We start from the raw sequence: 18,403 nt of genomic DNA, 5'->3' as shown, positions 1-18,403 counted from the left end.
GCCTGCTTCGAGATGAGTGTTCCCACCCCCTTTGAGGGGTTAAGGCTCCCAGTAGACGACTGGGTTGATAGGCCAGATGTGGAAGCCCGGTAACGGGTGGAGCTGACTGGTACTAATAGGCCGAGGGCTTGTCCTCAGTTGCTCGCGTCCACTGTGTTAGTTCTGAAGTAACGAACTGTGCCGTTATCCGGTTCGATATCTTCATAGTGTTTCGGTGGTCATAGCGTTAGGGAAACGCCCGGTTACATTCCGAACCCGGAAGCTAAGCCTTTCAGCGCCGATGGTACTGCAGGGGGGACCCTGTGGGAGAGTAGGACGCCGCCGAACAATCATTGTGGGAAAGCCCCGCACCTTTCATGGTGCGGGGCTTTTCTGCGTTCTCAGGAAAATCGCTTGGCCTGGGGGTCGGGGGCGGGCGAGTATCGGTGGATGGACTTTGTGATTCGGCCCGTGCGTGCCGGCGAGTGGCCCGAGGCGAAGGAGTTGCGGCTTGCCGCGCTTCAGGATCCGCTGGCGGGGATCGCGTTTATGGAGACGTACGAGAAGGCCGTGGCCGAGCCGGATTCCTTCTGGGAGGGGCGTACGGCCAGGGTCGGCGAGGGCGGTGACGCGCGGCAGTTCGTCGCGGAGGTGCCGGACGGGCGGTGGGTGGGGTCCGTCACCGCGATCGTCGAACGGGCGGGGGACCGGGCGGCGTTCGGTGGTGCGCCGGAGGTCGACCAGGTGCACGTGGTGGGCGTTTTCGTACGTCCCGAGGCGCGGGGGACCGGGGTGGCGCAGGAGCTTCTCCGGGCGGCGCTGGAGTGGTCGTGGGGGCTGACGGAGCCGCGGGTCGAGCGGGTGCGGCTGCACGTGCACGAGCGGAACGGGCGGGCGGAGGCGCTCTATGCCAAGGCGGGGTTCGTGCGGAGTGGGCAAACCGTAGCGGTGCCGGCGGGGGACGCGGCGGCGAAGGAGTACGAGATGGTGGCGGTGCGGGGGCGGGGGTAGGGCGGGTCGCCCCCGGCGGGCGTACGCGGGCTATCCGGTGGTCAGATGGCGGTCCGGCCAGCGCGCTCTGCCCTGTTCCTGGGAACGGAGCAGGACCAGGGTCGGCAGGCCCTGGTCCTGACCGGTCGACAGCAGCTCGGGAAGCTGGGGAAGCGGAGCCACGGCCGCGACGTCGTCCAGGACGAACGTCATTGGTGGGTCGAGCCGACCGTCGGATGACCGTGCGGCCATGCGGCGGCCGTGCTCGACCACGCTTGAGGTGAGTGCGGTGAGCAGAGGCATCGCTCCGGGACGCGACTTAGGGTCCTCGATTGCTTCGCCCACCACATAAAGAGTGCCCCCCTCGCCCGCAAATGATTCCAAGGTGACCGAATCGGTTCGGTTGGGGGTGCAGGCTTCCCGAATGTGGATCGAGGACAGCGCGGCGAGCGCCCTCACCGTCAACTCCTGGGCGATCTCCCGGCGTTCCGGGTATGCGGTGAGCGCGGACTCCAGGAGCCCCGCGGCGCCGCTCGACGCCTTGGGGTGCGTGCGGAGGATACGTACCGGCTCGTGCGCACTGTGCCCCTGCGCCCAGCGGTGCACCTGCCGGAAGGGGCGGCCGTCGACGGCGGCGGCGTGCAGCCAGCCGCTCAGCAGCGTCTCCGCGGTGTCGGCCATCGCGGCGTCCAGTCGCGCCTGGGGCCGTAGGGGCGCCAGCAGCGCCACGGCGCGAGCGGCGGCGATGTCGGCGCGCTCGCAGCCGGTGGTGGGGGACCAGTGGAGGCGGGCGGGGGTGTCGCAGAGGTGCCCGGGGTCGTAGACGAGGACGGGGCCGAGCTTGGCCCGTGCGTCCTTGGTCTCGGCCCAGACGGTGGGGTCGGACGTGACGACGAGGGCGGCCCCTTCGGCGTCGAGGACGGCCTGCACGGCGGTGGGCCGACGCACTTCGGGGCTGCCGTAGAGGAGGCGGGGGGCCCGGGGTGCGGGGAACTCGGGGGTGGGGAGCGCGGCTGTCGCCGGCTGCTGGGTGTGGGGGCTTGCGGGCGCGTGCGAGGCGGGGGCGGCGCCCTGTTGAGGGCTCGCATCGGGGCCCGTGAGGTACGGGCCCACGCCTACCGAAGCTCCGTGGGCGGCGCAGCCCGCGCCGGGTCCGTAGCCGTCGGCGGCTGTCGCACCAGCAGCGGACAGCCCCTGGCCGGCGCCCGCGCCGGCTCCTGGGTGGGGCAGGGCTCCAGGTCCGTACGCCGCACCCCCAGACTCACCGGCGAGTGGTCCGGTTCCCGGACCCGTGTGGGGCGGGTTGCCGTGGCCGTAGCCCGCTCCGGGAATGCTGCCAGCGGCGTTCAGTCCGGCTACCGCACCCGTGTGCGGCAAGCCGCCGGGGCCGTAAGCCGCTCCGGGACTGCCGCCAGCGGCATTTAGCCCGGTTCCCGCACCCGCGTGCGCCGGGCCGCCGTGGCCGTAGCCCGCTCCGGGACTGCCGCCAGCGGCGTTCAGCCCCGCTCCCGGATCCACGTGGGCCGGGTTGCCGTAACCCGCTCCCGCTCCCGGACTGCCGCCAGCGGTGTTCAGCCCGGCTCCCGCGCCCGTGCGCGGCGGGCCGCCGGGGTCGTGGTCGGGGCCCGCGTCCGCGTCGCCCGGATGCGTGTGAAGTCCGGGCGCGTGTTCCGGGGCGGGGGCCTTCGTTGCCCGTGTTGCCGCGCGGGTCGTTTCGCGTTGGGCCTTCAGGCGGGCCAGTACGCCCAGTACGAAGATCGTCAGTACGCACAGCACCATCAGCTCGCCGATGAGCAGGCCCCAGAACAGCCCGTACCCCGACAGCTGGTCCGCCGGTGTGTCCGGCCACGCCGCCGGGATGTCGTGCGGCGCACCCATCAGGCGGCGCAGGGCCAGCGGCGTACGGGCGAAGGTGACGCCGTCCGGCCACGCGCCGTGGGTGAACAGCCCCGCCAGGCCCGTCGCCAGCCACGCCAGGACCGTCAGGCCCAGCAGGAACGCCAGCAGGCCCACCAGCAGCGAGTCGGGGACGCCGCGTTCCCCCTGCCGCGCGTACCTCTGCCGCTCGTCGTTGTGTCCCATGTCAGGCGACCGTCGATTCCGAGGACGACGAGGACTCGCTCATCTGCTGCTCGATGAGCGCCGCCCTCTGCTCCGCCTCCCACTCCGCGGCTCGCAGGTCGTCCGAGATCATGTCCGCCGAGGTCTCCGTCATCGCGCGGTCTGTGAAGACGAGTGGCCTTTCCGCCTCCGTGATCAGGTGTTTGACGACCTGGACGTTGCCGTTCACGTCCCATACCGCGATACCGGGGGTCAGGGTCGGGATGATCTCGACCGCCCAGCGCGGCAGGCCCAGCACCCGGCCCGTCGCCCGCGCCTCGTCCGCCTTCTGGGCGTAGATCGTCCGGGTCGAGGCCATCTTCAGGATCGCTGCCGCCTCCCTCGCGGCCGCGCCGTCCACCACGTCGGAGAGGTGGTGGACGACGGCCACGAAGGACAGACCCAGACGGCGGCCGAACTTCAGCAGGCGCTGGAAGAGTTGCGCCACGAACGGGGAGTTGATGATGTGCCACGCCTCCTCCACCAGGAAGATGCGCTTCTTGCGGTCCGGCCGGATCCAGGTGTGTTCGAGCCACACGCCCACGATCGCCATCAGGATCGGCATCGCGATCGAGTTCCGGTCGATGTGGGAGAGGTCGAAGACGATCAGCGGAGCGTCCAGGTCGATACCGACCGTCGTCGGGCCGTCGAACATGCCCCGCAGGTCACCGTCGACCAGCCGGTCCAGGACCAACGCGACATCCAGACCCCACGCCCGTACGTCGTCCAGGTCGACATTCATCGCCTCCGCCGACTCCGGCTCCGGGTGGCGCAGTTGCTCGACGATGTCCGTCAGGACCGGCTGCCGGTCGATGATCGTCTCGTTGACGTACGCGTGCGCGACCTTCAGCGCGAAGCCGGACCGCTCGTCGAGGCCGTGCCCCATCGCGACCTCGATGATCGTACGGAGCAGGGCGAGCTGGCCCGTAGTCGTGATCGCCGGGTCGAGCGGGTTGAGGCGGATGCCGCCGTCCAGTGCCGCCATCGGGTCGAGCCGGATGGGAGTTATCCCCAGCTCCTGCGCGATCAGGTTCCACTCACCCGCCCCGTCCTCGCCCTGCGCGTCGAGGACGACGACCTGCCGGTCCTTGAAGCGCAGTTGCCGCAGTACGTACGTCTTCTCCAGCGCCGACTTGCCGTTCCCGGACTCGCCGAGGACCAGCCAGTGCGGCGCGGGGAGCTGCTGTCCGTACAACTGGAAGGGGTCGTAGATGTAGCCCTTGCCGCTGTACACCTCGCGGCCGATGATCACGCCCGAGTCGCCGAGCCCCGGAGCCGCGGTCGGCAGGTAGACGGCCTGGGCCTGCCCCGTCGACGTACGGACAGGAAGTCTGGTCGTCTCGACCTTTCCGAAGAGGAAGCTGGTGAAGGCATCCGTGACGGCGGACAGCGGATCTCGCATGGCGGGTCTGCCCTCTCGGCTAACGACGGATACCGGTGGCGAACGGCAGGGTGTTGACGAACGCCCGGTGGTGCTCGCGGTCGCACCACTCCAGCTTCAGATACGACTTGCCGGCCGAGGCCCTGATGGTCCGCTTGTCGCGGGCCAGCGCCTCGGGTGAACGCGACGACACAGTGATGTACCCGACCAGGTTCACTCCGGCCGCGCCGCTCGCGAGATCTTCACCCCGCTGGTCGAGCCGGCCGTGTGCCGCGATGTCGCGCGGGTCGACGGTCCGGTTCATCTTGGCCTGACGGCTGGCCTCCGCCTCGTCGTTGGTCTTCTCCGTCAGCATCCGCTCGATGGCGACCTCGGTGGGTTCGAGGTCCATGGTGACGGCGACCGTGCGGATCACATCGGGGGTGTGGACGAGCAGCGGCGCGAGGAAGTTGACCCCGACCGGCGTCATCGGCCACTCCTTCACCCAGGCGGTGGCGTGGCACCAGGGCGCGCGCGTAGACGACTCACGCGTTTTCGCCTGTAGATACGTCGCCTCCATCGCGTCCAGCTCGGCCGGCCAGGCGTTGCGTTTCGTCATGGCCTGGATGTGGTCGATGGGGTGATCGGGGTCGTACATCGAGTGCACGAGGGAGGAGAGCCGCCCCTGCCCGAGGGGCTGGCGTACCCGGATGTCGGCCTCGGCGAGCCGCGCGCAGATGTCGGTCAGCTCGCGCGCCATGACGACGGCGAGCCCGGAGTCGCGGTCGAGCTTGCGACCGCCGTGGGGGCGGGCGGCGCGGGCCATGGCGTTGGCCTCGGCGGCGAGCTCGCGGGAGTAGTGCATGCAGGCGACGAGGTAGGCGCGGTGCTGCTCGCTGGACGTGGACACCATGGACTGGAGCTGGTCGTACGACTCCTTCAGCCAGCCGGGGGCGTGCGCGTCGCCGCGCTGGGCGACGTCCTTGGCGTGGGCGTCGGGGTCGGCGGGGAGGGTGCGGGCGAGCATCTGCAACCGGGTCACGAATCCGTCGCCGTTCGCGACATGCTTGAGCAGCGTGCCGAAACGGTCGACCAGCGCCTCCTGGTCCTCGCTGTCGCGCAGGCCGACGCCGGGTCCTTCGATCTCGATCGCCGCGGTGACCGTTCGCCGGTCGGCGTGCAGGAGGACGGCGATCTCGTCGGGCCCGAAGGGGGCGGCGAGCCAGTTGATCCGCCCGATGCCGGGCGGAGGTCCGACTTCCACCTCACGTCCGTCGCTGCGTACGCCCGCTTCCATGGCGCCGCTGCGGTACGTCGTGCCGTTGCGCAGGGTCCGCTTGTAACTGCGGTTGATTTCGAACCATTTGTAGAAGGTGCGGTGCTTGTACGGGACGTACACCGCCATCAGGGCCAGCATCGGGAAGCCCATGAGCAGCACGATCCGCAGGGACAGGACGGGGACCAGCAGGCCGCTCATCATGCCGAGGAACGCGCCGGCGATGATCAGGGCGATCTCGCCGGTCTCGCGGTTCTTGCCGACGATCGCGTTCGGCCGGGCGCGGCCGATCAGATACGTACGGCGGGGCGTGATCGGTTGGGACTGCGTCGTCAACGCCCTGCACCTCCTGTGCTGTTGTTGCCGGTGCCTGTGGTGCCGGTGCCGCGGTTCGTGTGGGTGCTGTTGCTACGGGGCGAGGGCGCGGCGGAAGGGACGGCTCCGCCTCCTCCACCCGTGAGGCCGCCGGTCCCGCCGCCGGATCCGCGGGCGCTGTGGGCGGCCACGCCGCCGCTGACGGGGTTGGCCTGGCGGGGCGGCGAGGTGTTCCCGCCCCGGTCCCCGCCTCCGCCGCCACGGCTGCTGTGGGTCTTGATGCCCTGCGAGACGAGGGCGGCGGGGGAACTGATGACGGCGGCCGCCTGGGCGCCGTCGGTGGCCTTGTTGCGGTTGCTGCGGGCGGCGGCGATCTCGTCGCCGAAGCCGGGGACGAAGCGGTAGATCATGCCGGAGGCGAAGATCGCCAGCAGGATGATGGCGAGGCCGGAGACGACTGCTGAGAAGGCGTTCGGCCCGTCGTCGGCGGAGAGGGCTCCGGCGAGACCGAGGACGATCACGATGACGGGCTTGACCATGATGATCGCGATCATGATGCCGGCCCAGCGGCGTACGTGGCCCCACATGTTCTTGTCGACGAGTCCCGCGTAGATGACCACGCCGAGGAGCGCGCCGACGTAGAGCAGCAGGGCGCGGATGAACAGCTCCAGGAAGAGGATCCCGGCCGCGAGGATGGTCACCAGCGAGACGACGATCAGCATGATCGGCCCGCCGCCGATGTCGTCCCCCTTCTTGAGCGCCTCGGCGAACGAGCCGAAGAACACGTCGGTCTGCCCGCCGGTGCCGGCGGCGATGACCTCGGTGACGCCGTCGGTGGCGGATACGACGGTGTAGAGGATCAGCGGCGTGAAGGCGGAGGCGAGGACGGTGAGCCAGAGGAACCCGATGGCCTCGGACAGCGCGGTCGTGAGCGGCACGCCACGGATGGCGCGCTTGGCGACGGCGAGCAGCCAGAGGACGAGGGTGAGGATGGCGGAGGCGGCGAAGACGACGGCGTACTGCTGGAGGAACTTGGGGTTGGTGAAGTCGACATTGGCGGTCGACTTCACGGCATCGCTCAGCTTCCCCACAATCCACGCGGCGGCGTCGGCGCAGCCCTTGGCGAGGGAGGAGAGGGGGTCGAGGGACTCGGTGGGGTCGGTGGGGGCGCGCAGGCCGGAGCGGCCGCCGCCTTCGCCGTCTTCGCAGTAGTCCTTTGCCGGGCCCACGATGAGGTCGCAGTTGTCCTTGCCGGACGGTGTCGGCGTCGGCGACGGTGCGGCGAATGCGCGGGTTGCCAGAAGCGTGACCGTTGTCTGTACGAGCGCGAAGATGGCGGTGAGATTCAGCGCGCGGCGTGGGCTACCGGGCATATGTGAACCCTCCGTACTCCTCGACTGCCTTGGCGATCTCGTCTGCGTCGGAGGCCGCTCGGTCAGCATTCACGGGGGCGGGGCCCTCCTTCTGGGAGAAGCTGGCGACCTTCCAGTCGCCATCTGCCCACTGGACCTCGAGCGTCATGGTGAACCAGTCATTGGTCACCGGGTTGGTCGAGCCGACGCCTGCCGTACCGAACACGCCTGTGCACCAGACTTCGACAGTCGCGGTGCTGTCCGTGTAGCCGGTGACCTTGGTGCCGACGGGTGCTGTGCGCGATACGTACGTCATTCCCGCCGCTGCGTTGCCGTCCTTGTCGAGCCCGACCTTGTCGAGGAATTCCTTGCTGTAGGCCTTGTCGAACTTGGCCTCCAGCTCTGCGACTTTCGCCGGAACAAAGATCTTCCCCACGATCTCCTGGCGGCGGTCGGGCTTGAGGATGTCGGCCGAGACGAGAGCCACCGCGAAGTTCGCCGCAGCGGACTGCGCGCCCTGCTCGTCCTGCGCGAAGCCGGAGGGGATCAGGCCGTTCTTGCCCTCGACTGGTCTCACGCCCGTCGCGGCCGTCGCCTCCGCCGCGCCGCCCGTCTTCGCCTCGGTGTCCGAGCCGTTCTCACCACCGCCCCGATTCGCGAATGCGATAGCCGCGATCAGCAGCACCACCACGCCCACCACGGTGATGAGGGAACGCGAGGTCCGTACGGGCCGTCGCGCGCCCCCGTACACATCGCTTCCTCCGCCCTCGGGCAGGCGTGTGCGGGTCTGGCCGGAGCCGCCGACACGGTCAGAACGACCGCTGTCGCCGCCGTAGCCGTGCTCGTCGCCGAGACTCATGCCGCGTGCGCCCCCTCAACCGTTTGCAGTTCCGCGTAGTACGACGGTAGCCGTGCTGGTTCCCGCGCGGGCGCGGTGTGGTGACTCGACATCAGGGAGACGCAACCTCAGCCAATGGGCACGACGGACGGGTGGGGTGGGGGAGTGGGCCGGGGGTACCCGGTGTTGGCTGACGGTGGGCTAAACAGCCATCCCGTACACGATGGTGAAGAGCGTGCCGAGCGAGCCGATGATGAAGACGCCGGTGAGGCCGGCGACGATCAGGCCCTTGCCCTGCTCCGCGCTGAACGTGTCCCTCAGGGCCGTCGCGCCGATCCGCTGCTTTGCCGCTCCCCAGATGGCGATTCCGAGGCAGAGGAGAATGGCGACAGCCATCACGACCTCGATCATGACGCGGGCTTCGTTCCCCAGGGTCCCGAACGGACCCCAGTTCGGGGCGATTCCACCGATGATGGTGGTGATGTCGCCCTTTTCGGCTGCCAGGTTCATGTAAGTCACCGCCCCTGTCGGGTAGTTCGTCGCCCCTGCCGCACGGCAGGGGTCACGCTCTATCTTCGCTGATGAAACCGCACTGGTATGTCGACTTGGCGCCTGTCTTTACCCGACCTCCGCACGTGTGGCCGGAAGGACCGCGTTGACCTGCGCTGCCTGACGGTTGTATTCGGAAACGCGTATGGTCACTCTGTGTATCACGAGGGGTGACGCCGGGCAATGACTGGCGTTATGCACCTTTGGTCGGACGTGGCGTCCCCGGGTGCTGCGGGGCACCGCGTCCAGTACCGGGGAGCAGTCGGTCGGCCTGTTCGGGAGAGTTGGGAGACGACCACGTGCACGGACATGCAACAAACTCAGCACTTGATGAGTCCGGCACGCCTCCCCAGTCCCGCGAGTCCCAGCCGTATCGCTTCTGGCCATCACGGGCGCGTTTCGTCCCACACGGACGGCCCGGAAGCGCTTCTGGGTGGTGCGATCGGGCGCGGCGCTTGCCGAAGCCTTGTGCTCGACCGACCGCTGGGTGGGGTGGGCGCCGTACCGGCCGGAGGCTCCCCGTTCCACTGTCGCGCCCCACCCGCAGACCGGGCGGTCCGCAGGTCGGCCCGGCTGAGTAGCCGTCGGCCGAGGTGGGTGGTCGTGTGCCTCGGAATGGAGGTGTCGCACCAGCGGCCGTTCCCGCACCCGCCGAACCAGGGGCCGCGCCGCCCCTGAACCGTCCGCGCCCCATCCACCGGGTCCGCCGCCCGGCAGCGCACGAGCAACCACTCCCCGAGCCTGCCCCGTGGGCTCCCCCCGGGGGCCGCCCCCCAGAAGCATTGCGGCGGAGGTTCGGCGGTCAAGGGTTGAGCGAAGCGCAATCGCCGCAGGCGACGCGACGCAGGAGCGCCCTTGAGGGCCGGGCCTCCGCCGCCACACTTACTCCAGGCGGCCCCCACCCCAGACGCAACCAACGCCCCAGGCCCACCAGCGCCCCCGTCCAAGCCCGAGGAAGAGCTCAGCGACGCTCGGGTCGGCAGGGAAACGGCACTCAGACGGCGGGAGTGGGGTCGTCGTTGTCGAGTTCGGCGAAGTGGTCGAATTCGCCGGCCTGTACGCCGAGTACGAACGCGTCCCACTTCTTCTGGGTCGTCGTGACGACGTTCTCGGGGTCGCTGGTCTCCCGGAGGTACACCATGTCCCCCGGTCCGAACGCGATCTCGATCCAGGGCCCGGGCCCGTCCTCGCCCTCCGGCGCGGCGCGGATCCAGTCCAGGTCGGTGGGGATCTCAGCCATGGTTCGCGTTCTCCTTCTCCTTCAGGGTGTGGTCCGGGGCGGGGAGCCCATGTGGCGGGGGATGGTGCGGAGTGTGGCCAGGCTCTGCGCGATGCTACGGACGAAGTCGCGCGATTCGTCAGGCCGGTCGATATCTTCATCTTCAGGGGAAGCCCCACGGAGTACTCGCGCCTCTCCTGTGACGGCTGCCGGCCAAGTAGCCCGGCAGAGCGCGGTGAAACCCGGCAGCGCGCGGCGAAACCCGGCAGCGCGCGGCGAAAACCGTAGTGAACCCGCGCGGCATGGGGGAGGGTTGAGGGGTGCGCAAAGTCTGGGTGGCCACTGGGATCGGGATCGGGCTCTGCCTGTGCTTCGTCGCGCTGCTCGTCGTCGGGACCTTCTCCGCGGCCGCCGGGCTGGTCGGCGGTGCGGGTGGCGGGCGGGCGGTCGGGCTGGCCAAGGGGGCCGTGCCCGGGCTGTACCAGCCGCTGGTTCAGAAGTGGGGCAATCTCTGCCCGGCCATCAACCCCGCACTGCTCGCCGCACAGTTGTACCAGGAGAGCGGCTGGAACCCGCGGGCGCAGAGCCCGGCCAACGCGCGTGGCATCGCGCAGTTCATCCCCGGAACGTGGGCGTCCCACGGTGTGGACGGGGACAAGGACGGGGACCGGGACATCTGGGATCCCGCCGACGCGATTCCGTCAGCCGCGACGTACGACTGTGAATTGGCCGGATACGTCAAGAACGTGCCGGGGGATCAGACCAAGAACATGCTCGCCGCCTACAACGCGGGCGCGTACGCCGTCATCAAGTACGGGGGCGTCCCGCCGTACCGCGAGACGCAGAACTACGTGAAGATCATCACCAGCCTGGAGCAGAGCTTCGCGCGTCCCATCGGGCGCGTGGAGCCGTCGCGGCAGGCCGCCGGCGCCATCTATTTCGCGCAGAAGAAGCTCGGGACGAAGTATCTGTGGGGTGGGAACGGCACGCCTGAGCAGGGCGGACGTTTCGACTGCTCCGGGCTGACGCAGGCGGCGTACCGGACCGTCGGGATCGAGCTGCCGCGCGTGGCCAACGATCAGTACAACGCGGGGCCCCACCCATCGAGGGACGAGCTGTTGCCCGGGGACCTGGTGTTCTTCTCGGACGACCTGACGAACTCGCGCGCGATCCGGCACGTCGGGTTGTACGTCGGTGGCGGTTACATGATCAACGCTCCGTACACCGGGGCCGTGATTCGCTTCGACAAGATCGATACGCCGGATTACTTTGGTGCGACGCGGGTGACCGAGGATGGCGCGAAAGCGCTTCCCACGGACCTGCCGGAGGACCGCGGCGGCGCGTGACATGGCTTGAACCCTCTGTTACCGCCACCCTCTGAGCTGCGGCGATGTATCTCTCTTCGATAACGTCATGGTGATCATTCGGTGGAGAGTGGAACGGGGGGCGCCGACTGGGCGTTCTCTGGACTGGGGGAGTGGGACAGTCGCGCTGACCACGCGGCGGCACTCGACTCGGCATGGCCATCGCACGGCACGCCATCGAACGGCGTGGCATCGCACGGCATGCCACCGCAGGGCATGGCATGGCATCGCATGAACCACGGGGGTTCGCAGGAGCGGCACGCAGACACGTGTGCCGCGCAGCAGGCAACAAGGCAAGGGGCCGCGGCAGATGGCTGGACTCGCACTGGATGGGGCGAACCCCGACGTCAGTCTGCTCTACGACATCAACGGACTGGCGGCGGATGCGCCGGGCTGGTTCGACCGGGTCATGGAGTTCGTCGGTGAGTACGGGATCATGCTCGGCATGGTCCTGGTGGCGCTCTGGTGCTGGTGGAGCGTGCGCAGGCGTGAGGACGCGGTCACCTCGGTGGCCGGGCTCGTCTGGGCGCCGCTGGCGGCCGGGATCGCGCTGCTGATCAATATCCCGATCCGGGGGTTCGTGGAGCGGCCGAGGCCGTTCAACGACCACAAGGGACTTGACGTCCTGGTGGCCGGCAAGACGGACTACTCGTTCGTCAGCGACCACGCGACGATGGCCATGGCCATCGGCGTCGCGGTCTTCGTCGCCAACCGGAAGTTCGGACTCGCGGCGATCGGACTGGCTGTCCTGGAAGGCTTCTGCCGCGTCTACATGGGCGTGCACTACCCGACCGACGTCATTGGCGGATTCGCCCTCGGTACGGCCGTGTCGCTGCTGCTCGCGCCGGTCGCGATGGCGTTGCTGACGCCGCTGATGGCGGCGATCTCGCGGTCGCAGAAGGTGGGTTGGCTCGTACGGGCGAAGGGGTCCGGGGAGCGGGGCGCGGGTGCGGGCGTTGGCGCTGGCCTGGGGCTCGGCGCGGGCTCGGGTGACGGCGGGTCAGCGGTGATTCCCGAGCCGCGAACCGGCGACAGCGAGCGCAACGACCTCGCTGCCTGACGGGTCGTCCTCTCGCGGGCCCGCCCTCACCCCTGTGTGCTGTGGCCGGGCCGGGGAGCCGGCCCGGCCCGCCCGCTCGGCCCGCCCGGCCCGCCCCCCGCCGCCCGGCTCAAAGCGCCTGCGGGAAGTCAAAGAGCCTGTCCGGGTCGTAACGCTTCTTCAGCTCCGTCAGGCGGCCCGCCGCCGCGCCGTAGTACGCCTTCCGCCAGTCGGTCAGGGTCGCGTCCGTGTAGTTCTGGTACGCCGCCCCGGAGGCGTACCGGCGCATCGCCCCATGGGTGTTTTTCAGCCACGTCTGCTGCGCTGTGCCGGGGGTGCCCGCGCGCCAGGCGCCGATGTACTGGGCAAGCATCCGTGACCGGCGGTGCACGAACGCCGTCGCGAGCGGGGCCGGTCGGTTCACCGCGCCGCCGAGCGCGGTCAGGGCGATGCTGCCGCCCCCGCCCCGGGACACGGGCAGGCGGGTGAACGCCTCGGTCCGCGCGAGCAGCTCGCGTATCCCCGAGGGTGAGAGCGAGCGGTCGAAGAAGTCGCTGCGCGCGGCGTACGTCTCGCGGCCGAGGACTCCCTGCGGCGTGCGGCCGGGGGTGGTGCCCGGCAGGTGGCACTGGGCGTCGCTGAAACCGGCGCAGCCGGCGTACACGAGCATCGACTCCTGGTAGCTGCGGCGGCGCAGGGAGACCGAGCGGGCGGGGGCGCCGATCTTGTCGGCGAGGCGGTCGACGGCGTTCTGGAGATCGCCGTAGGTGCCGAGCGAGAAGGCGGAGACGGACACGTTGGGCGTCGTGCCGCCGGGGCCGGCGGCGAGGTGCGCGGATGACCAGATCTCGTCGGGCTGGGCGGGGCCCCACTCCTGCCAGGCGGTGATGACGGCCTGGGCCTTCGACCAGGGCCAGGACATGTACGCGGTGACGGCGGCGGGAGCCGGGTGGGTGCGGAAGGTCAGCTCGGTCACTACGCCGAAGTTGCCGTTTCCCGCGCCGCGCAGCGCCCAGAAGAGGTCCGGGTTCTCGGTGGACGTGCAGCGCAGGCGCTTGCCCGCGGCGGTGATGAGCGTGGCGGAGGTGAGACTGTCGCACGTCAGGCCGTACGCACGGGAGACGACTCCGTGGCCGCCGCCGAGGGCCAGACCTGAGATGCCGACCGTGGGACAGGAGCCGGCGGGGATGGTACGGCGGCCCTGGCGGGCGAGGCCCTGGTAGACGTCGATGAGCTTGGCGCCGGCGCCGATGGCGGCGGCGGTGCCGTTCGCTTTGACGTGGGCGAGTTTCGATACGTCGATGACCAGGCGGCCGTTGCCGGTCGACCAGCCGGCGTAGGAGTGGCCGCCGTTGCGAATGGCTACGGGGGTGCGGTGTGCCCTGGCGAAGGCCAGGCACTCCTTGACGTCCGCCTCGTTCGCTACGTACGCCACCGCCGCGGGCTTCAGGTTGTCGAAGCGGGTGTTGTAGAGCTGGCGGGCGGTCTTGTAGGCGGCGTCGCCGGGGCGGACGAGCGTGCCGTCGAGACCGCGGGCGAGGGCGACCCAGCCGGGGGCGGTGGAGGGGGGTGGGGTCCGGGGGGTGGTGACTGAGGCCGAGGTACGGATGGCCGGGCCGGGGCCTTTGCCGGTGCCGGTACGAGCGCCCGTGCCGGCACCCGTGCCCGTGGTGGTGCCGGTGCAGGCCGCTGCTGCGGCGGTGGCGCCGAGGGCCGTGGCCGAGGTGAGAAAAGTACGCCGTTCCATGTTGTTGCCTCCCGGAGGGCGAGACGGCGTTACGGCGGAACGGGTTCCTGCGGGGCGCAGGGTTTCTTCGTGGGTGGCTGGGTGGCTTCGCGCGGTACGAGCGTGCTCGTGGCGTGGGGTCAGTAGGTCAACGGGGTCAGTGGGTCAGTGGGGTCAGTGGGTCAGATCGACTTCGCGTGCAATGCCGCGTCCGTGCGGGCCCGTTCGCGGGAGCGGCGCGCCGGTCCGCGCCAGCCGCAGGAGCAGTGGGCGAGGCAGAAGGAACCGCGTTCGGTTGTGCCGGTGCGGTGGGTGGGGGCGTCCGGTGTGGCCTCTTGAAGCACGCGTCCACCGTACCGGGGGACCCGGGCTCCGTGGTCGGCGGCCACCGGGCAATGAGCCACCGAATGAGCCAGGGAATGAGTCACCGAATGAGCCACGAATGAGCGCCGATCGCGGGCGTGACCGGGGCGGTGGCGGGATCGTTAGGCGGGGCGGGTGGGATCGGACACCGGGTGGTAGGGCGTTGGGGGTTGGCGGCGATGGTGGTGCAGCAGCACAGGGTCAAGGGCGGCGCGGTCGCCGTGGCCGTCGCGGCGGGGCTGTTCGCCTCCGCCGGATGTTCCGGTGGCGGTGCCGTCGCCGAGGACCAGCAGGGCGGTGACCCCCTCGTCATCGTGCGCGGCGCGGCGGACGCGCTGGTCGCCGCGGGGAGCTCCAAAGCCCGTACGTCGATGGTCATGGCGACCGGCGGCACCCGCGTCACCATCCGGGGCGAAGGGGCGTACGACTTCATGAAGCGGATGGGGCAGCTCAAAGTGCTCCTGCCGCCCGATCCCGACGGCGCGGACAAGCACCGGCCCATCACCGAGTTGCTCACGCCCGGCGCGCTCTACATGAAGAACCGGGGCGCGGGCGTGCCCGCCGACAAGTGGGTGCGGATCGACACGACGACGCTGGACGACGGGAATCTGGTCACCGGCGGGGCTACGGATCCGCTCGCCGCCGCGGAGTTGCTGCGCGGGGCGAAGGAAGCGGCGTACGTGGGAAAGGCCGATGTGGCCGGGACCGCCGTCCGGCACTATCGCGGGGTCACCGACATCGCGCGCGCCGCACGGGTCGCGAAGCCGCACGCGCGCGGCGCGCTGGCCGCCGCGGCGAAGGGCTTCGCCAGGGACGCGGTTCCGTTCGACGCGTACCTCGACGACCAGGGGCGGCTGCGCAAGGTCCGCCACCGGTTCGACTTCACCAATGCGGGACGTACGGTGGCCGTCGCCTCCACGACTTTGCTGTACGCGTTCGGGGTGCCCGTCGAAGTGCGGCTGCCGGCCGCGCGTGACATCTACGCCGGGAAGATCCAGGCGTAGGGCGGGGGCCGCCCGCCTCGGCGTGGGTGGCGGGGAAATGGTCCGTCCGTGCCATGCGCGGTGTGTGCCGCGCTGCCTACGCTAGGAAGCCGACGACGGCTGAAAGAGGTGATGCACGTGGCTCCGCTCGGCAGTGGTACGCCCGTCCAGGATCACGTCGCCCTCGCCGAGATCGAGCTGTGCGGTGAGTTGATGATCGCGGCGTCCGCCGCCGACGGGGAACGGCTCAGCCCGGACCGTATCGACGAGGTGCTGAAGGTCGGAGCAGGAGCACCTGCGGCCGGAGGGTCCGTGGCCGGAGGGTCCGCGACCGGAGGCTCCGCGACAGGAGGGTCCACGGCCGGGTCACCCGCCGCCGGAGCCGCCGGAGCCGACGAGTGGCCCCGGCAGCTGCGCGACTGAGCGTCCGTCCCTGAGGGCGGCGAAGGGTCCGGCGGCCCCGGACCGGTCCGCTCGGCCCGCTCGCTCCGCTCGGACCGCTGTGTCCGCTCGGTCCGTTCGGACCGCTGTGTCCGCTCGCTACGCTCGGCCCGCTCGGGCGCTCGGACCGCTCGCTCCGCTCAGCCGCTCGGCCCGCTCGCTCGCCCGCCCGCTCCGCTCACGTCCGCAGCAGGCGCGCGATCGCCTTGGTGGCTTCCTCGACCTTCTCGTCGATCTCGCCGCCGCCCTTGACCGCCGCGTCCGCCACGCAGTGCCGCAGGTGCTCCTCCAGGAGTTGCAGCGCGAAGGACTGGAGCGCCTTCGTCGACGCCGAGACCTGGGTGAGTATGTCGATGCAGTAGACGTCCTCGTCGACCAGCCGCTGGAGGCCGCGGATCTGGCCCTCGATCCGGCGCAGCCGCTTGAGGTGCTCGTCCTTCTGCTTGTGGTATCCGTGCACACCGAGGTCGTGGTCGGTCACCACGGCTTCGGAGGTTCCGGAGGGCGCTTCGGTCGTCGTCGCGCCGGCCGCCTCGGTGGTCGTCATCGCGTCCTCCCGTTGTCCTTAAAGGGGCTGTATACCCCTCATGGGTATATGGTAACGAATTTTGCGGGTAGGGGCTCGGGGGCCCGTACTGAGCACTGTGCCTGATGGGCGACACTGAAGAACGCCGGTTAGCCGTGGCCGGATGATGCGCCTAGCATCACCCTGACCGAATCCAATGCACCCCGAGGACCCCACGTGCGCTTTCGTCTGACCCCCAGGGAGACGAGCTTCTACGACATGTTCTCCGCATCCGCGGACAACATCGTCACGGGCTCGAAGCTCCTGATGGAACTGCTCGGAGCGGACTCCTCCGCCCGAGTCGAGATCGCGGAGCGGATGAGGGCAGCGGAGCACGCGGGGGACGACGCGACCCACGCGATCTTCCACCAGCTCAACTCCTCGTTCATCACGCCGTTCGACCGCGAGGACATCTACAACCTCGCGTCGCAGCTCGACGACATCATGGATTACATGGAGGAGGCCGTCGACCTGGTCGTGCTGTACCAGATCGAGGAGCTGCCGAAGGGTGTCGAGCAGCAGATCGAGGTCCTGGCGCGGGCGGCCGAGCTGACCGCCGAAGCCATGCCGCACCTGCGGACCATGACGAACCTCACCGAGTACTGGATCGAGGTCAACCGCCTTGAGAACCAGGCCGACCAGATTCACCGCAAGCTGCTCGCGCACCTCTTCAACGGCAAGTACGACGCCATGGACGTGCTCAAGCTGAAGCAGATCGTGGACGTACTGGAGGAGGCGGCCGACGCCTTTGAGCACGTCGCCAACACGGTCGAGACGATCGCCGTCAAGGAGTCCTGACCCCCGGTGGACACCTTTGCGCTCATCGTGACCATCGGGGTCGCGCTCGGATTCACGTACACCAACGGCTTTCACGACTCCGCGAACGCCATCGCGACTTCGGTTTCCACGCGGGCGCTGACCCCGCGCGCGGCCCTCGCCATGGCCGCCGTGATGAACCTCGCCGGTGCCTTCCTCGGCAGCGGCGTCGCCAAGACCGTCAGCGAGGGGCTCATCGCGACCCCGCACGGCGACAAGGGGATGGGAATTCTCTTCGCCGCGCTGGTAGGTGCGATCGTCTGGAACCTCGTCACCTGGTACTTCGGGCTTCCTTCGTCCTCCTCGCACGCGCTCTTCGGCGGCATGGTGGGCGCGGCGCTCGCGGGCGGCACCGAGGTCATCTGGACCGGGGTGCTGGAGAAGGTCGTCATCCCGATGTTCATCTCGCCGTTCGTCGGGCTGCTGCTCGGCTATCTGGTGATGGTCGTCATCCTGTGGATGTTCCGTAAGTCCAACCCGCACAAGGCGAAGCGCGGCTTCCGTATCGCTCAGACCGTGTCCGCAGCCGGTATGGCGCTCGGGCACGGTCTTCAGGACGCGCAGAAGACCATGGGCATCGTGGTGATGGCGCTGGTCATCGCCGATGTCGAGGGTCAGGGCGACGCGATCCCGATGTGGGTCAAGATCGCCTGCGCGCTGACGCTTTCGCTCGGTACGTACGCGGGCGGCTGGCGCATCATGCGGACGCTGGGCCGTCGGATCATCGAGCTGGACCCGCCGCAGGGCTTCGCGGCGGAGACGACGGCGGCTTCCGTGATGTACACGGCGTCGTTCATGTTCCACGCGCCGATCTCCACCACCCACGTCATCACCTCCGCGATCATGGGCGTCGGCTCGACCAAGGGGTCGCGTGCGGTGCGCTGGGGCGTCGCCAAGAACATCGTGATGGGCTGGTTCATCACCATGCCGGCCGCCGCGCTGGTGGCCGCCGCCTGTTATTGGGTTGTGCTGCTGGCCTTCGGCTAGGCGGTCCGTACGGGACCTGCCGCACATACGAAACGGGCCCGCCCCCACTCCCTTGTCAGGAGTGGGGGCGGGCCCTTTGCCCTTGCGGTGGCACCGCCATGCAGCACCGCAGGACAGGCGTGGCGGCCAGCTTCTGGCCGG

17 protein-coding genes and 2 rRNA genes are annotated in these 18,403 nt (G+C 69.7%); 9 read left to right on the top strand and 10 right to left on the bottom strand.

All coding sequences use genetic code 11. The annotated features are described in order from the left end of the window. From G412_RS0126150 to G412_RS0126140, 3 genes are all read left to right on the top strand, one after another. A 23S ribosomal RNA gene (locus tag G412_RS0126150) occupies positions 1-136 on the top strand; the annotation flags it as partial. A gap of 74 nt (positions 137-210) precedes the next feature. Further along, positions 211-327 (top strand): 5S ribosomal RNA (gene rrf, locus G412_RS0126145). Between the two features lie 102 nt (positions 328-429). Beyond that, a complete protein-coding gene (locus G412_RS0126140) occupies positions 430-990 on the top strand; it encodes a GNAT family N-acetyltransferase (protein WP_028814672.1) in 561 nt (186 codons plus the stop codon). 30 nt (positions 991-1,020) lie between these two features. On the opposite strand, the gene G412_RS40320 is transcribed toward G412_RS0126140, so the two are convergent. The 7 genes from G412_RS40320 to G412_RS0126105 form a co-directional block, all read right to left on the bottom strand. Then, on the bottom strand, positions 1,021-3,051 hold the full coding sequence (locus G412_RS40320) for a type IV secretory system conjugative DNA transfer family protein (RefSeq protein ID WP_051338612.1): 2,031 nt from the start codon (positions 3,049-3,051) through the stop codon (positions 1,021-1,023). 1 nt (position 3,052) lies between these two features. Next, positions 3,053-4,471, bottom strand: a complete 1,419-nt coding sequence (locus G412_RS0126130) for an ATP-binding protein (protein WP_028814671.1) — start codon at positions 4,469-4,471, stop codon at positions 3,053-3,055. A gap of 19 nt (positions 4,472-4,490) precedes the next feature. Further along, complete coding sequence (locus tag G412_RS0126125; protein ID WP_028814670.1) at positions 4,491-6,041, bottom strand: SCO6880 family protein; 1,551 nt, start codon at positions 6,039-6,041, stop codon at positions 4,491-4,493. Beyond that, on the bottom strand, positions 6,038-7,393 hold the full coding sequence (locus tag G412_RS0126120; protein ID WP_028814669.1) for a hypothetical protein: 1,356 nt from the start codon (positions 7,391-7,393) through the stop codon (positions 6,038-6,040). The genes G412_RS0126125 and G412_RS0126120 overlap by 4 nt, the downstream gene beginning before the upstream one ends. Then, positions 7,383-8,231 (bottom strand): DUF8175 domain-containg protein, encoded by an 849-nt coding sequence (locus G412_RS0126115; RefSeq protein WP_028814668.1) that lies wholly within the window; start codon positions 8,229-8,231, stop codon positions 7,383-7,385. Before G412_RS0126115 ends, G412_RS0126120 begins: the two co-directional genes overlap by 11 nt. A 180-nt stretch (positions 8,232-8,411) precedes the next feature. Then, on the bottom strand, positions 8,412-8,720 hold the full coding sequence (locus G412_RS0126110) for a hypothetical protein (RefSeq protein ID WP_028814667.1): 309 nt from the start codon (positions 8,718-8,720) through the stop codon (positions 8,412-8,414). Positions 8,721-9,753: 1,033 nt separating this feature from the next. Beyond that, on the bottom strand, positions 9,754-9,999 hold the full coding sequence (locus tag G412_RS0126105; RefSeq protein ID WP_028814666.1) for a DUF397 domain-containing protein: 246 nt from the start codon (positions 9,997-9,999) through the stop codon (positions 9,754-9,756). A 299-nt stretch (positions 10,000-10,298) separates the two neighbouring features. Between G412_RS0126105 and G412_RS0126100 the strand changes: the two genes are divergently transcribed. Then, a complete protein-coding gene (locus G412_RS0126100; RefSeq protein WP_028814665.1) occupies positions 10,299-11,324 on the top strand; it encodes a C40 family peptidase in 1,026 nt (341 codons plus the stop codon). 328 nt (positions 11,325-11,652) lie between these two features. Beyond that, positions 11,653-12,402: a phosphatase PAP2 family protein gene (locus tag G412_RS0126095; protein ID WP_028814664.1), complete on the top strand. Its 750-nt coding sequence runs from the start codon at positions 11,653-11,655 to the stop codon at positions 12,400-12,402. A gap of 109 nt (positions 12,403-12,511) precedes the next feature. Here the strand turns inward: G412_RS0126095 and G412_RS0126090 are convergent, their stop codons facing one another. Next, entirely contained in the window at positions 12,512-14,128 is a 1,617-nt protein-coding gene (locus G412_RS0126090; RefSeq protein ID WP_028814663.1) for an FAD-binding oxidoreductase, read from the bottom strand. 161 nt (positions 14,129-14,289) lie between these two features. Next, on the bottom strand, positions 14,290-14,451 hold the full coding sequence (locus G412_RS40315; protein ID WP_167546492.1) for a hypothetical protein: 162 nt from the start codon (positions 14,449-14,451) through the stop codon (positions 14,290-14,292). A 198-nt stretch (positions 14,452-14,649) separates the two neighbouring features. Between G412_RS40315 and G412_RS0126085 the strand changes: the two genes are divergently transcribed. Both G412_RS0126085 and G412_RS35990 read left to right on the top strand, forming a co-directional pair. After that, positions 14,650-15,474: an SCO4651 family lipoprotein gene (locus G412_RS0126085; RefSeq protein WP_028814662.1), complete on the top strand. Its 825-nt coding sequence runs from the start codon at positions 14,650-14,652 to the stop codon at positions 15,472-15,474. Between the two features lie 117 nt (positions 15,475-15,591). Next, positions 15,592-15,876: a hypothetical protein gene (locus G412_RS35990; RefSeq protein ID WP_208857935.1), complete on the top strand. Its 285-nt coding sequence runs from the start codon at positions 15,592-15,594 to the stop codon at positions 15,874-15,876. Between the two features lie 196 nt (positions 15,877-16,072). Here the strand turns inward: G412_RS35990 and G412_RS0126075 are convergent, their stop codons facing one another. Further along, positions 16,073-16,441, bottom strand: a complete 369-nt coding sequence (locus tag G412_RS0126075) for a metal-sensitive transcriptional regulator (protein WP_028814661.1) — start codon at positions 16,439-16,441, stop codon at positions 16,073-16,075. A gap of 195 nt (positions 16,442-16,636) precedes the next feature. Between G412_RS0126075 and G412_RS0126070 the strand changes: the two genes are divergently transcribed. After that, the gene (locus G412_RS0126070) at positions 16,637-17,257 is read left to right on the top strand and encodes a DUF47 domain-containing protein (protein ID WP_028814660.1); all 621 of its coding nucleotides are present in this window, start codon (positions 16,637-16,639) and stop codon (positions 17,255-17,257) included. A gap of 6 nt (positions 17,258-17,263) precedes the next feature. Next, a complete protein-coding gene (locus G412_RS0126065; protein WP_028814659.1) occupies positions 17,264-18,262 on the top strand; it encodes an inorganic phosphate transporter in 999 nt (332 codons plus the stop codon). The last annotated feature ends 141 nt before the right edge of the window (positions 18,263-18,403 follow it).

Source organism: Streptomyces flavidovirens DSM 40150 (genome assembly GCF_000429085.1).
Lineage (GTDB): Bacteria > Actinomycetota > Actinomycetes > Streptomycetales > Streptomycetaceae > Streptomyces > Streptomyces flavidovirens.
This window is presented reverse-complemented; position numbering and strand designations above follow the sequence as displayed.